Source organism: Marinobacter sp. C7, from assembly GCF_022343555.1.
GTDB lineage: Bacteria > Pseudomonadota > Gammaproteobacteria > Pseudomonadales > Oleiphilaceae > Marinobacter.
This window is the reverse complement of record NZ_JAKQZH010000003.1, coordinates 308,379-321,736: the sequence shown is the minus strand read 5'-3', so window position 1 is coordinate 321,736 and position 13,358 is coordinate 308,379. Positions and strand designations below refer to the sequence as shown.

Below are 13,358 nucleotides of genomic sequence, written 5' to 3'. Positions count from 1 at the left end.
AATTACTGGCTGAACAGGTCGTTGACCGGGAACAGGTCGTCATAGTCCGGCGACTGTTTCTGGGCTTTCGCCTGGAAGCTTTTCATCATGTCCGTGGGCCTGAACATGCCCGCCTGCCAGGTCGCCATATATTTGAGGCTGTCCTCTACCGAGTGATCGCGGCTGTAATTGATCATTTCCTTACAGCCGGTGACCGCCAGTGGCGAATTGGCCGCGATCCGGGCCGCGATTTCCATGACGCCTTCGACCATGGCTTCGTGGCTTTCAAATACGGTGTTCACGAAACCGAGCCGGTGCGCCTCCTGTGCGTCGAACTTCCGTCCGGTGTAGGCCAGTTCACGGACCACACCTTCGGGTATCAGTTTTGGCAGGCGCTGGAGGGTACCTACGTCCGCCGTCATCCCAAGCTCGGTTTCCTTGATCGTGAAGTAGGCATCTTCCGTGCAATAACGGCTGTCGGCGGCACAGACCAGATCCAGCGCGCCACCGATACAGCCGCCATGAACGGCCGCCAGCACAGGCAAGCGGACTTTTTCGAGGGACGTCAGGGTATCTTGCAGCTGCATGACCACCCGGCGCAGGTTCTCCGCCATGCGCCCTGGATCGCCGCTCATGGGGACAGACTTGGGATCGCTGAACACGCCCAGATCCATGCCGGCAGAGAAGTGCTTGCCGGTAGAGGAAATCACGATGACCCGTGCATCGCTGTTGGCTTCAATCTCCCGCATGCATTGCGGCAGCTCAAGCCAGAATGCCTTGTTCATGGTGTTGAGCTCATCCGGGCGCTTGAACTGGACGTGGGCGATGTAATGGGACACATCAACCGAGAAACTCTGATAGGAAAAAGGTTCGGTCACGTTTGGTCTCCGTCGTGTCATCAAAAAACGATAAAAATCGAAATTTGGTAGTATTTTCAACTATTTTAAAAGAATTTTCCGTGATTCTTCCCGAATATACCGCTCAATAGCCATCGACGAAAGCGGATCATCGACACTCGCACCGCATTCCCTCCGACGCACTTGCCGACAGAAAAACTTGTGCCAAGCTTGCAGATGAACAAATTCCTTTCGGGAGATCTCACAGGAGGAGGAAACCGGAATGCACACCGCAAGAGCATTCAGAACAACCGTGTTAGCGACTGTATTGGGCCTGGGACTCTCAGGCGTCGCCGCAGCCCAGGGCTACATGGGCCCGGGCATGGGTCCCGGAATGGGCTATGGTATGGGACCGGGTATGGGCTACGGCCCCGGCATGCACGGCATGGGCCCCGGTATGGGCTACGGCCCGGGCATGCACGGCATGGGACCGGGTATGGGATACGGTCCGGGCATGCATGGCATGGGACCGGGTATGGGCTATGGCCACGGCATGGGTTATGGTCCCGGCCCCGGGATGATGGGAGGCTATCCCGGCATGGGGCCTGGCGCAGGACTGGATCTGACCGATGAACAACGCAAACGCATGGAGGAGATCCAGAATCGGCACTGGGAGGAGCAGCAGGAACGAATGCAGGAAATGTACGAGCGGCGTCAGAAATTCCAGCAGGAAATGAACGAGGTGCTGACTGACGAACAACGTCAGCGGCTCCGGGACCGCCAGCGCCAATACTATCGGGGCTGGTAAGCGCCCCAGGCTCGACAGGAAACCTGCCCCGACCAGGGCGGGTTTCCTGTTTCAGGTATCCGGCAGGAGGACATCCGGCAACCGTCCGAAATAGACCACCCGGGTCAACTGTACGGAGGTAAGCTCCAGCCCATAACAGACCTGCAAACGCCGCAAGGTTTCCTCGGCGTTTCGGGGAGCAGGCGCCATTTCCCGGACAAACTGTGCGATATCTTCCACCATGGCCCAGGGATAAAGGATCCAGCGCCACTTTCGCACCTCACCGGCACTGAAATCCGCCGGGCAGGTGGTCACCAGCTTCTCATGCAGCACAGCGGTGCGTAGCTCCGCCGGCCCCAGCGGCTCGAGGTAGGAGCGCGCCGCCCGAAGGGTATCGCCGCTGTCATTCACATCGTCAACCACCAGTACCCTTGCCCCGCGGATGTCCGCCGCCAGCGGGATGGTCACGCGTGCCTCCCTGCCTTTGCTGGCGCCGGCTGCGTAATGCTGGACACGGATTGAACACAACGTGCCCAAATCGAGAAAGTCACAGAGAAAGCGGGCGGGCATGAAGCCACCGCGGGCGACGGCAACAACCATCTCCGGCCGGAAGCGGCTTGCCAGGATACGCTTCGCCAATGCATCGCAGGCGTCGACTACCTCATCCGGGCTGAGCAGCTGGACCTTCATGATCGTCGGTTCTGCCATCGGGCGCTCCTGGCTTGTGATCCTGTCTTTCAATTTTATACTCTCTGAAGGGTCACCACAGGAAAACACATGGATTTCACCTTCCTCGGAACATCTGCCGGCACACCGACCAAGGCCAGGAATGTCACCGGACTCGCCCTGATGCACGGCAAGCCGAAACACTGGTATCTGATCGATTGTGGAGAGGGTACCCAGCATCAGTTGCTGCATACCCACCACTCCGTGATGCAGCTACAGGCGATCTTTATCACCCATGTGCACGGCGACCACACCTTCGGCCTGCCGGGCCTGCTCACGAGTGCTTCGATGCTCGGCCGCACCGAGCCGCTCTTCCTGATCGCCCCCAGGCCCGTCAAAGCCTTCGTGGAAGCCGCCCTGAGCAACAGCGACTCCAGCCTGAGCTATGAGCTCAAATACATCGACTCCGAAGCTGATGAGTTCTATTGGGAAGACGATGCACTGGAAGTCATGGCAACGCCCCTTTCGCACCGGGTCTCAAGTCGGGCCTTTACCTTCACGGAAAAGAATCTGGAACGTCAGCTGCTGAAAGACCGGCTCGAGGCCGACGGTATTGAACCGGGCCCCGCCTGGGGGGAACTGCAACAGGGGCGGGATACGGTACTGGAGAACGGGACCGTACTCCGCTGCGCGCAGTACACTGCCATCACCCGACAACCCAGGAAAATGGTCGTCGGCGGCGACAACGACAACCCGGAACTGCTCGAAGCCGCCTGCCAGGATGCCCATGTGCTTATTCACGAGGCCACCTATACCCAGGAGGTCGCTGACCGGGTCGGCTCCTGGCCCCAGCACAGCTCGGCTGCCCAGGTCGCCCGGTTCGCAGAAGCGGCAGGCGTGCCAAACCTGGTGCTGACGCATTTCAGCTCCCGCTACCAGCTCAGCAGGGATGCCTACCCGCACATCGGCGAAATTGAAGCCGAGGCGACTGGCCTGTATCGGGGCACCCTTTATCTGGCCCGGGATTTTGCCAGCTACCGGCTCAACAAGGACCTGACGCTCCAGCCACTCGACGCCCCGGCACACTAGCTCAATACCGGGACGCCAGATTCAACCGGCAGAACCGCACTACTTCATTGAAATGGTGGTATTCACCTCGTCAGACAAATGATCCGGCTCAAACCAGCGTGCGGTAACGGTCTTGGTCTGCGTCCAGAACTGGATCGCCTGCTTGCCGTTGGGTCCAAGGTCGCCAAGTTTGGAGCCCCGGGATCCGGTGAAGCTGAAGAATGCCACCGGGACCGGGATGGGCACGTTGATACCCACCTGCCCCACGTCGATGTCGTTCTCGAACCGCCGTGCGGCCCAGCCCGAGCCGGTGAAAAGGGAGGTACCATTACCATTCGGATTCCGGTTGATGAATTCGATAGCCTCATCCAGGGTATCGACCTCCACGACACAGAGCACCGGACCAAAGATTTCCTCACGGTAGATGGTCATTTCCGGCTTCACGTTGGTGAAAATCGTGGGTCCCACGAAGTTGCCCTCGGGGTATCCCTCCACCGTGCAGCCACGGCCATCGAGCGCCAGGGTGGCGCCCTCCTTCTCGCCCTTGTCGATCAGACCAACGACCCGTTTGAGGGCCTGGGGAGAGACCAGCGGTCCGAGGTCCGCGTCCCGTTGGATGCCCGGGCCGACCTTCAGGTTCTTTGATTTCTCGATAATTTCCGGCATCCATTCCCGGGCCTTGCCCACAAGGACCAGCACCGAATTGGCCATACAGCGCTGGCCGGCGGCGCCGAATGCCGAACCGATCATGTTGTTGATGGCCTGACTGCGGTTGGCATCCGGCAGGATCACACAGTGGTTCTTCGCGCCCATCATCGATTGCACCCGCTTGCCCGCGGCACCGGCACGATCGTAGATGTGAGTGCCTACGTGAGTGGAACCGATAAAGGACAGCGCCTTGATGTCGGGATGGTCGCAGATCATGTTGGCCACATCCGGGCCACCATGAACCACGTTCAGCACGCCCGCGGGAATACCCGCCTCATGGGCAAGCTCCACCAGCCGCATGGTGGAGCTGGGATCCTGCTCGGAAGGTTTGAGAATGAAGGTATTGCCGGTGGCAATGGCGAGGGGAAACATGAAGCAGGGCAGCATCACCGGGAAATTGAACGCTGTAATACCTGCGCCCACGCCCAGTGGCTGGTTCAGAGAATAGACATTCACACCACCCGCCGCATTCTCGGCAATCTCGCCCAGCTGCAGGGACGTGATGGAACAGGCATGCTCGATCACTTCCAGGCCACGGCCCACTTCACCCTCTGCGTCGGGCAGAGTCTTGCCATGTTCCTCGGTAATCAGGGCCGCCAGCTCCTCGGTGTGCGCCCGCACCAGGGCCTGGAATTTCAGCATGATGCGCATGCGCTGAACCAGTGGCACCTTCCGCCAATCGCGGAACGCCTGTTTGGCCGAGGCAATCGCCCGCTCCACTTCCGCCTCGGTGGCGAATGGCACACGGGAAACCACTTCCTGGGTGGCCGGATTAACAACGTCACGCCACTCCGAACTCTCCGAACGGACTGGCTTACCATCAATGAAAAGGGGGATCTCACGAACCGACATGACTGACCTCCGGGAAACGATACAGGGCGTCGGATAAATATAGACCACCGCACCGTTTCCCGCTGGGTCAGCCGTCGCTCACATCCCCCACTCCTGGCCGGAGTCAGGGGGCATCACCACCCATTCGGGCTCCTCGAATTCCCCGAGTGGAGTGATCTCCACAAAAGGCGCTGCACTGCGGATAATCTCGGTGATGCGGGGGTCCTTGCCGGACTCCATTGAATCCCGCGCTTCCTTGCTGTCCCAGGAGGCGATGGCAATCAGCGTATTTGGTTCGCCAATTTTCCGGTGCAGCATGGTTCCGCGGGCACCCGGTGCCTGCTGGATCAGCTCGCTGGCGCGAACCCAGGCATCCGCGTACTCCTCGGCCGTATGCCCCTCCTGCACCCGGACCTCAAAAATATACTTCATCGCTCTCTCCCTGTTCCCAGTTGCTTCATCGCCATGGTCCAAGTGAATTTGCTTCGAATCAAACCCGCCAACTAAAGAATTGGCAGCATCCGCTTTTGAGTGCCACTCTTTGAGTATGTAGCACAAGACGCATTTGCCAAGCGACACAGGAGAAACACGCCATGTACAGTAAAATCCTGGTTCCGGTGGATTTGTCACACCTGGATAAAATGCCCAAGACGCTGGAAACAGCGATCGACATTGCCAAGCATTACCACTCCACCCTCTGCTACGTGACTGTCACCAACACCACGCCCGGTGCAGCCGCGCACAATCCCAAGGAACTTGCTGAAAAGCTTAAGGAGTTCGCCGAGGAGCAGGGAAAGTCCCACGGTATCAAGACCCAGTCAGAAGTGATTGAGACGCCGGACACTGCGGTGGAACTTGATGACCGGCTTCTGGATGTCATCGAGGAAACCGGCGCGGATCTTGTGGTGATGGCGTCCCATCCGCCGGGCACTGGTGACCGGCTGCATATTCTGCACTCCAATGCCGCGAGGCTGGTGAAGCACAGTGATGTGTCAATCTTCGTCGTTCGCTGAGTAAGGGCCCTCAGGTCGGCAAGGTTCGTTTTTGCCACGCCATAACAACCAGTGCGGCGAGAATGACGTTACCGGTGAGCATGAAAGGGTACATCTCCGGCGAGATGCGCAGCCACTCGCCGGTGAAGTTCATCATCGCGTGAAAGATCAGCACCGCCAGGATACTTCGCCCGGTGCGGTTATAGACGTGCATGATCATCAAGGTATGGCAGACAATCATGGGCAACCACCAGTACAGCTCCGGATTAAAGGTGGTATTGGCATAGTAGCCCGGAAACCAGACGAAGGGCGCATGCCAGGCGGCCCAGACCATGCCGTTGATGATACCTGCCTGCACAGGACTCAGGTGTTGCTGCAAAATCTCCAGGTAATAGCCCCTCAGGCCAACTTCCTCAATCGCCGGAAAGACAAACGACAACAGCAGAAGAAACAGCAGCGGACCGGGGTTGGAGAACAATCCCCAGTCCGGATCGAGGGGGGTATCCGTGATACCCAGCACAACCGCAACAACGGCCTTGGCCAGATCGAACACGAGCCAGAACGACAGGATCAACAGCCACCAGCGACCGGGAATGCGGCGCCAGTCCACCAGCCTCCAGCCCAGATCGCGCAATGCGCGCATGCCGCCTGACATCGACGCGAGTAACAGCCCTGCCACCAGCGGACTGGCACCTCCCAACAGGAACCAGATCAGGTTGGGGAACGCCCATACCGAGGAGTTCGACAGCAACACGGGAATCCAGAAAAGGTAGGCCCAGCCAAGATACACCACGGGAAATGCCATCACCGGATGATCGAGAATCCACGATCTCAGCCCGACGATGGGGCCTCTGCGCTCAGTCATGGGGAAACACAATCTCCGTTACATCCACCACAAAAAACGGGAAATAACGCTCCGTCCCGAAATAGTTACCCGCCTCCACATGCGTGGGCAACCGGAAGCCATCCACGTCACGAAACTCGGAGAGGTAGCCTCCGAAAGGTTGCCAGCGGTGTTCCTTCTCCGGGTTGGCATTGCTCCAGCGGTCGAAGCGGACCTGAATCGGCCGGCCATCGCCTGCAACCGTCACATCCACCGCCTGGGATAAGCCGCCATGGCGCACCGTCACTCGGGCGGTGTGTACATCGACCAGCTCCCAGTGCACATTGGGACCCGGCAGCACGACCGCAGGTGTCCAGAAAACCGCCTCGGCGATATAACGGCCAAATGCCGACAGCGTGTGATCTGCATCGCCGCCCATGCGGGCCACCGGTAACAGCCCCATTAACCAGAACCGGGTCCATTGCCCGGTATCTGAACCCGAGATCCGCATAGAACCCCGCCGGGCGTGCATACGCCAGATAAAACCGGTGGGCGCGGCCAGGGTTTGCCGGGCGGACATCGCCATGTAATCGGGCTTCGCCCGGTCGCCCATGCCGAACTTTCCTTCCATGGTGAGCGTTGCCACCGTATAAAGGGGTGTTCCGGGAGCGATGGTATACAGAAAGAAGCGTCGGGCCGGTTCAGGCAGAGGGGCGACCATAACCGGATCGAAACGGGCGGGCGCAGCTGGCTGGCTGAGGATCAGAGCTTCCGTAGCCTGCCGATCGGCCCGGAAATCGGCAAACCGTCGCGCAGATAGTGCTGCCAGCACAGCAAGAATCAGTGCAATGATCAGGTAAATCACCATGGATGAATGACGTTCCGTGTCTGGTTGTTCCCGGCCATGAAATTAGCTCTTTTGAGTAATACAAGAACCGCCGCTGATTCCCAATACTTTCAATGTGACGCCCTTCACGGTTTCACGCAAGGGACCCAAGCCTTTTTCAGGCCCGGGGTACGGCTCGTCAGGAGCCTGAACAGGGAATAGTGGAGATTGACATGAAAACCTTACCCTTATTGCTGGCACTCGCCGCAATAACCGGCTGTGCAAGCACGGATACCCAACGCTATGCAGCGCTTGATCCAGCCTCTTCCGGGGTGCCGGAACCCCTTCTGGTCATACTCTCTTCCGAGCAGAAAGCCGCGGCTACAGAATCTGTCGCCGAGATGGTGGCCGATGCCCGGTCAGCTGAATTCTTCAACGTTTACGGCGTTGCTGTTGAAGGCCCGAGCGGCCAGATGGTGGTCTGTGGCAACATCAGATCCAGAGACCCCCGGGGTGGCACTGCCCGAACCCAGCCATTTGCTTTATCGGGAGAACGGGCCATGCTTCTGGATGAGGCAACAAACTGGGGATTTTCCAACACTGGTCGCGAAGTGGCGCATCCGCACCGACAAAGGCCTTTCGTCGGATCCTGGTGGGTTCAGTGCCGTCCACAAACCTTCTCGGTTCTCGTGGAACGACACCAGGAAAACCAGAGGACCATACAGGCGCTAAGGTAAACGGAGACGCATGAATGCCACGGAGATCGAACAGCGCATCACGTTCGAGGCACTGGCCCCTCACTTCAGCAAAATGCGTGAAGGGGCCGCCGTTACCATCCTGGTTCCGCTGACCGTCGTACTGGTCCTGTGGAACCAGGCGGACCGGGCACTGCTATCGGGATGGTTCGTCCTCGTACTTGTCGGCATCGGAAGCCGCTACCTGCTTACCTCAGCCTACCAGAAACACGCTGTCACCCCCGCCAACGCTGCGCCGTGGCATCGCAGGCTCCTGTTGTTACAGGTCTACCTCGGCGCTCTCTGGGCGAGCGCGGTTTTTCTGTTTGCCGACACCGTGTCCGTGCCACACCAGGTATTCATGATCACCCTGGCTCTGATACTGGGCATTGGCTCCATCTCCGCCGGGGCCCACTGGCTGCCGCTCTATTACAGCTACGGCATGCCCATCAAGGGTGCTCTGGTTGCCCACTTCATCAGCCTCGGAGAGGTGGCCTGGTTCGCCCTGGCAATGATGGTTGCGTTTGCGATTCTGGCCGCGTACAGCTTTGCGAACAAACTGAACTCGATCGTACGCTCGGAAATGCATCTGCGCCTCGAAACCGCCGACCTCGCAGATCAGCTCAAACAACGGTCCAGGGAACTGCAGACCGCCATCCGGGCAAAATCGCGTACCCTGGCAACGGCCAGCCACGACTTCCGGCAACCGCTGCATGCACTCTCCCTGTTCTTCGATGCGCTAAAGCATGCGGACAGTCCGAAAGAAGAACAGCGCATCCTCGGCCGGATCGAAGCCTCCCTCGATGCCATGCGCAGGATGTTTGATGCCCTGTTCGACATATCGCGACTCGATGCCAATATTGTCCAGCCTGAAGCAGAGGATTTTGATATCGAGTTTTTTCTCGTTCAGCTGAAAGAAGAGTTCCAGGAAAAAGCCGAACAAAAGAACCTGACTCTCAGGCTCCATGCCCGACCCGCCGTTGTAAGGGCGGATCGTACGTTGCTGGAGCGCGTCATGCGCAATCTGATCGCCAACGCCATCCGGTATACCCGGTCAGGCGGGGTTCTCATCAGCGCCCGTCCCAGACAGGATTCGGTACTTGTTCAGGTCTGGGACACCGGTGTCGGCATCCCCCGCGAGGCCCGGAGACGGATTTTCGTGGAATTCGAGCAGGCACACCCGTCGCCCCATGATGACGAACGGGATAAGGGGCTGGGATTTGGCCTGGCTATCGTAAAAAAACTCTGTGAGCTGATGGAACTGCCATTGGACATGAGGTCCAACGATGGCAGAGGTTCTGTTTTCAGCCTGACAATGCCACTTGGCGATCAGGCCAGGGTCAGGCATCAGGACGAGCCCCCTGCGGAGGGGACGTGGCAGGCCTCGGGTCATCACATTCTGGTCATCGACGACGACAGATACGTCCTCAATGCGATGCACACGTTGCTGAACCGCTGGAATTTCAAGGTCACTTCGGTGTCGTCCCTGGCGGATGCCCTCCAACAAACGAAGGAACGACCAGACCTCGTGCTGTCGGACTTCAGCCTGAAGGGGGGCCAGAATGGTGTTGAGGCAATCCGAACCCTCAGGGAACGTTACGGTTCAACGCTCCCCGGCATCATCATAACCGGCGCATCCACATCCCAGCAGTTACAGGAAGTGGAAAACAGTGGGCTCAGGATGGTTCACAAACCGGTCAGCCCCGCCAGACTCAGGAGCCTCATTCAGCGCCACCTTATCAGCACTGCCAGTGCAGATTAATCCAGCAACCCCAGGCTCCTGGCCTTGTGCACGCATTCGGTCCGGTTGCGGGCATTGAGCGCCTTCAGGATGGCAGCAATGTGAACCTTGACCGTATGTTCGGCCACGAACAGCGCGGTGGCGATCTGCTTGTTGGAATAGCCCTTGGCGACGAGTCCCAGCACATCCATCTGGCGGCGGGTCAGAGTGCCGTGCTCAGGATGACGACGGGACTGGTAATGGCTGAGGCGCTCGCGGACGGAGTCAGGGATATAGAGGTCGCCCGATAACACCTGCTCCAGGGCACGGAGCATGTCGATGCCGCTCTGCGACTTGGGAATGTAACCCAGGGCGCCGAGTTCGAGGGCACTTTCGATACGGGAAATGTCTTCTTCGGCGGAGACCACAACAACCGGTGTGACGGAGCCCGCTTCCCTGAGCCTCTGGAGAATGGCCAACCCATCCATGCCCGGCATCGCAAGGTCGATCAGAACCAGGTCGAAATTGTCCTCTTTCTCGAGCTTCTCGATTGCTTCTTCCGCCCGATTGGTCTCTTCAATAACACTGACACCAGCCAGATGAGTGAGCAGGTGTCGCATACCATCAATGAAGAGTTGATGGTCGTCCACAATGAACAGTTTCATTGACGCATCCTGCGCTTGGCCGGTTTCCATCCCGGATACCGGACCTTCTCAAAATTCTAGAAGGTTTAGCCGGAAACGCCAGATGACTGCGCCATGATCCTCCGCTCCTGCTCGCCGGGCAGCACACCCGTCAGCCAGGCCTCAATCACGGTCTCACCGTGCTGGTTCGACAATACAGCTTCGGCCCTTGCCCGGCTCCTTTCATCCACCTCCGTGATCGTGAAGACACACGCGATGGTGTCGCCGAAATACACCGGCCGACGGAACCGGAAATTCATCCCGGACGCCAGCCAGCCTATCTGGCCGCCCACTTCGGTAATCATTCCGCCCACCAACAGCCCGTGGCAGATGCGGCCCCGCAGGTTCTTTTCCCCGGCAAAGTGGTCATCGTAGTGCACGGGATTATGGTCCCGGCTGATCTCACCAAACGCCCGGGTTTCTTCTTCGGTAAAGGTACGGGTGATGGTAAAGGAATCACCGGCCTTCAGACCGGCAATCGCCTTCTCGCGAATATGAGACATTGCCCCTGATCTCCGATTGATGTCAGCCTGGCTCAGAGATACCGTCCACCAGCCCCGATCGCCACTACGATCAGTCCCAGTATCAGGTTGGTGCCCACCAGCTTTCGGATCTGCCCTACCTGGCGCCCGCCTTCCTGGGGATCGTTGTTGGCCACGGCCTTCCTGAGCCTTCTGAAAGGCGCGAAGTACACGTGAAAGTACAGCAACATCATCACGATCCCCAGCCCCTGCATGGCGTGGATATGCCAGCCGGCGCCCGCCATGCCGCCAAACACGCTGAACACCATCCAGTAGCCGGTCACCAGCAACAGAACCACCGCCAACCAGACCCACCTGAAGAACCGGGACAGCGTATGGCACCACAGCACGCCACGCTGTGAAGCATCAATGACCTCCACCACCGCCGGCCGCATGGCCATATAGGCGAAGAACATGCCGCCGACCCAGACCACGGCGGAGAGAACATGCAGGGCAATAGCCAGACTCATAAAGCGACTCCCGGACGAGATTTATGTGTGATGAGCATAAGCGCCAGCCGCCTTAAAGCCAACCATCCTCTCCGGTGCCGCAGAGTCGGGGACCCGCAGTACAGAGGGAAGATTCGGTGGCTGGCAACATCTCCGGTATGATTTGCCTTGAGACAGGCCCAACAGGCAGGAGCTGTATGTCATCACCCCTGGTATTTGCGATCTTCGCGGTCACCCTGATTTCAGTCTCGGTGTTCTACCTGTTTTTCTACCAGACCTGGCGGCGCAAGCGGGAGCTCAGCCAACCTTTTCCCGGCCATTGGCGGTCAGTGCTTGAGGAGCAGGTCCCCTTCTACCGTCGATTGCCGGAAACGCAAAGAGAGCTACTGGAAGCGTATGTTCAGCTTTTCCTGTCGGAAAAGGACTTCTACGGATGCGATGGTTTTGAGGTGGATGATCGTGTTCGGTTGACCATAGCCGGCCACGCCTGCCTGCTGATCCTCGGCCGCTCGTTTTCCCACTACGACGACATTCGCAGCATCCTGGTGTACCCGGATGTCTACCGCGTACAGCATGCCTGGGAACACGGCATGATCGTCCATGAAGGTGAGGAAGTGCGGGCCGGCGAGGCCTCAAGCCACGGCCAGGTGGTACTGGCCTGGAGCGAATGCGAACACGCCGCCAACCATTCCCACAGTCCGCACAATGTGATCCTCCATGAGTTTGCCCACCAGCTGGATTACCTGGACGGCTCTGCAGACGGCGCCCCTCCGCTCGGCGGTGAACAGGCAAGCCACTGGCAGCAGACCATGACCGAAGCCTACGAGCACCTGAAAAACACCATCGAGCACCGTCACAAACCCTGGCTCGATCCATACGGCGCTACCGAACCGGCAGAATTCTTTGCGGTACTGACTGAAGCGTTCTTTCAACAACCGGAGCACTTGCGGCACGAGCAGCCCAAGGTTTTTGACGCCCTCAGAGACTACTACCAATTCAACCCGATCAATCCGGGCTAGAAGCCATCCCCTTTTACGCCCAACCGGTCCAGATACAGGTGAAGCTCCTGCTCGCTGATGTTCACATACTCCAGAACACGTCCGTAGAGCATGACTGTAGGCACGTTACGGCCGTTAAGTTCCCGCTGGGTTTCATTCAGCACATACAGGATGATCCGCTCGGTGCGGGTGAGACCATCGCGCACGTCGGGAATCGTTTCCAGAAGCGTCTCCAGCTCGTCACTTCCCATACGTCGATTGGAACCTCATCAAACAGGTCAGTACGTCCACTTGCACTAGTGCGCGCTGGACTCGGAGAGCAGGCTGATCACCAGAACGCCGGCTACTATCAGTGTCATGCCGATCACCGCGGGTAGATCCAGCCGCTGACCAAACGCCAGCCACCCAATCAGCGCCACCAACAGAACGCCCAGCCCGGCCCATACAGCATAGGCAATGCCAACCGGGATTGCCTTGAGTGTGAGTGCCAGGAAGTAGAACGCAATGGCATAGCCACCGACGACCAGAACGCTCGGCGCCAGTTTGGTAAATCCGGCGCTGGCTTTCAGTGCCGAGGTCGCAAGCACTTCGGCAACGATTGCAATGCCCAGGAAAATCCAGCTTTTCATCAGCAACCACCCAATCCCGGAAAAGAGCCGAACTCTATCGGAGACAATCGGCGTTGCCTAGCCCGTCGGTATAAGGAGATTTCCTCAGCCGTCCTTCTTCCTGATGTC

At 58.7% G+C, this 13,358-nt stretch carries 17 protein-coding genes; 6 read left to right on the top strand and 11 right to left on the bottom strand.

From position 1 onward, the window contains the following. Positions 1-2: 2 nt before the first annotated feature. A complete protein-coding gene (locus MD273_RS15950) occupies positions 3-857 on the bottom strand; it encodes a crotonase/enoyl-CoA hydratase family protein (RefSeq protein WP_239038791.1) in 855 nt (284 codons plus the stop codon). A gap of 241 nt (positions 858-1,098) precedes the next feature. On the opposite strand from MD273_RS15950, the gene MD273_RS15945 reads away from it, so the two are divergent. Then, positions 1,099-1,623 carry a hypothetical protein gene (locus MD273_RS15945; RefSeq protein ID WP_239038790.1) on the top strand — a complete coding sequence of 175 codons (525 nt, stop codon included), beginning with the start codon at positions 1,099-1,101 and terminating at the stop codon, positions 1,621-1,623. Positions 1,624-1,674: 51 nt separating this feature from the next. On the opposite strand, the gene MD273_RS15940 is transcribed toward MD273_RS15945, so the two are convergent. Further along, positions 1,675-2,310, bottom strand: coding sequence for a phosphoribosyltransferase (locus MD273_RS15940; RefSeq protein WP_239038789.1), 636 nt, complete (start codon positions 2,308-2,310; stop codon positions 1,675-1,677). Between the two features lie 69 nt (positions 2,311-2,379). Here MD273_RS15940 and MD273_RS15935 point away from each other — a divergent pair, with 69 nt between their 5' ends. Beyond that, a complete protein-coding gene (locus tag MD273_RS15935) occupies positions 2,380-3,357 on the top strand; it encodes a ribonuclease Z (RefSeq protein ID WP_239038788.1) in 978 nt (325 codons plus the stop codon). 39 nt (positions 3,358-3,396) lie between these two features. Here MD273_RS15935 and MD273_RS15930 read toward each other — a convergent pair whose 3' ends face one another. Together MD273_RS15930 and MD273_RS15925 are read right to left on the bottom strand one after the other, a co-directional pair. Continuing rightward, on the bottom strand, positions 3,397-4,896 hold the full coding sequence (locus MD273_RS15930; RefSeq protein ID WP_239038787.1) for a CoA-acylating methylmalonate-semialdehyde dehydrogenase: 1,500 nt from the start codon (positions 4,894-4,896) through the stop codon (positions 3,397-3,399). Positions 4,897-4,974: 78 nt separating this feature from the next. Continuing rightward, positions 4,975-5,307, bottom strand: a complete 333-nt coding sequence (locus MD273_RS15925; RefSeq protein WP_239038786.1) for an antibiotic biosynthesis monooxygenase family protein — start codon at positions 5,305-5,307, stop codon at positions 4,975-4,977. A 161-nt stretch (positions 5,308-5,468) separates the two neighbouring features. On the opposite strand from MD273_RS15925, the gene MD273_RS15920 reads away from it, so the two are divergent. Further along, on the top strand, positions 5,469-5,888 hold the full coding sequence (locus MD273_RS15920; protein WP_239038785.1) for a universal stress protein: 420 nt from the start codon (positions 5,469-5,471) through the stop codon (positions 5,886-5,888). A 10-nt stretch (positions 5,889-5,898) separates the two neighbouring features. On the opposite strand, the gene MD273_RS15915 is transcribed toward MD273_RS15920, so the two are convergent. Beyond that, the gene (locus tag MD273_RS15915; protein ID WP_239038784.1) at positions 5,899-6,732 is read right to left on the bottom strand and encodes a CPBP family intramembrane glutamic endopeptidase; all 834 of its coding nucleotides are present in this window, start codon (positions 6,730-6,732) and stop codon (positions 5,899-5,901) included. Then, the gene (locus MD273_RS15910) at positions 6,725-7,558 is read right to left on the bottom strand and encodes a DUF6544 family protein (RefSeq protein ID WP_239038783.1); all 834 of its coding nucleotides are present in this window, start codon (positions 7,556-7,558) and stop codon (positions 6,725-6,727) included. Before MD273_RS15910 ends, MD273_RS15915 begins: the two co-directional genes overlap by 8 nt. Before the next feature lie 191 nt (positions 7,559-7,749). Between MD273_RS15910 and MD273_RS15905 the strand changes: the two genes are divergently transcribed. Beyond that, the gene (locus MD273_RS15905; RefSeq protein WP_239038782.1) at positions 7,750-8,253 is read left to right on the top strand and encodes a hypothetical protein; all 504 of its coding nucleotides are present in this window, start codon (positions 7,750-7,752) and stop codon (positions 8,251-8,253) included. 10 nt (positions 8,254-8,263) lie between these two features. Beyond that, positions 8,264-10,012, top strand: coding sequence for an ATP-binding response regulator (locus MD273_RS15900; protein WP_239038781.1), 1,749 nt, complete (start codon positions 8,264-8,266; stop codon positions 10,010-10,012). Here the strand turns inward: MD273_RS15900 and MD273_RS15895 are convergent. The 3 genes from MD273_RS15895 to MD273_RS15885 form a co-directional block, all read right to left on the bottom strand. Continuing rightward, positions 10,009-10,635, bottom strand: a complete 627-nt coding sequence (locus tag MD273_RS15895; RefSeq protein WP_239038780.1) for a response regulator — start codon at positions 10,633-10,635, stop codon at positions 10,009-10,011. The genes MD273_RS15900 and MD273_RS15895 overlap by 4 nt on opposite strands. 65 nt (positions 10,636-10,700) lie before the next feature. Further along, a complete protein-coding gene (locus MD273_RS15890) occupies positions 10,701-11,156 on the bottom strand; it encodes a MaoC family dehydratase (protein ID WP_239038779.1) in 456 nt (151 codons plus the stop codon). Between the two features lie 32 nt (positions 11,157-11,188). After that, entirely contained in the window at positions 11,189-11,644 is a 456-nt protein-coding gene (locus MD273_RS15885; protein ID WP_239038778.1) for a CopD family protein, read from the bottom strand. Between the two features lie 176 nt (positions 11,645-11,820). Between MD273_RS15885 and MD273_RS15880 the strand changes: the two genes are divergently transcribed. Further along, the gene (locus MD273_RS15880) at positions 11,821-12,642 is read left to right on the top strand and encodes a M90 family metallopeptidase (protein ID WP_239038777.1); all 822 of its coding nucleotides are present in this window, start codon (positions 11,821-11,823) and stop codon (positions 12,640-12,642) included. Here the strand turns inward: MD273_RS15880 and MD273_RS15875 are convergent. Beyond that, positions 12,639-12,872, bottom strand: coding sequence for a hypothetical protein (locus tag MD273_RS15875; protein ID WP_239038776.1), 234 nt, complete (start codon positions 12,870-12,872; stop codon positions 12,639-12,641). The genes MD273_RS15880 and MD273_RS15875 overlap by 4 nt on opposite strands. A gap of 45 nt (positions 12,873-12,917) precedes the next feature. Next, positions 12,918-13,250 carry an SMR family transporter gene (locus tag MD273_RS15870; RefSeq protein ID WP_239038775.1) on the bottom strand — a complete coding sequence of 111 codons (333 nt, stop codon included), beginning with the start codon at positions 13,248-13,250 and terminating at the stop codon, positions 12,918-12,920. Positions 13,251-13,358 lie beyond the last annotated feature (108 nt).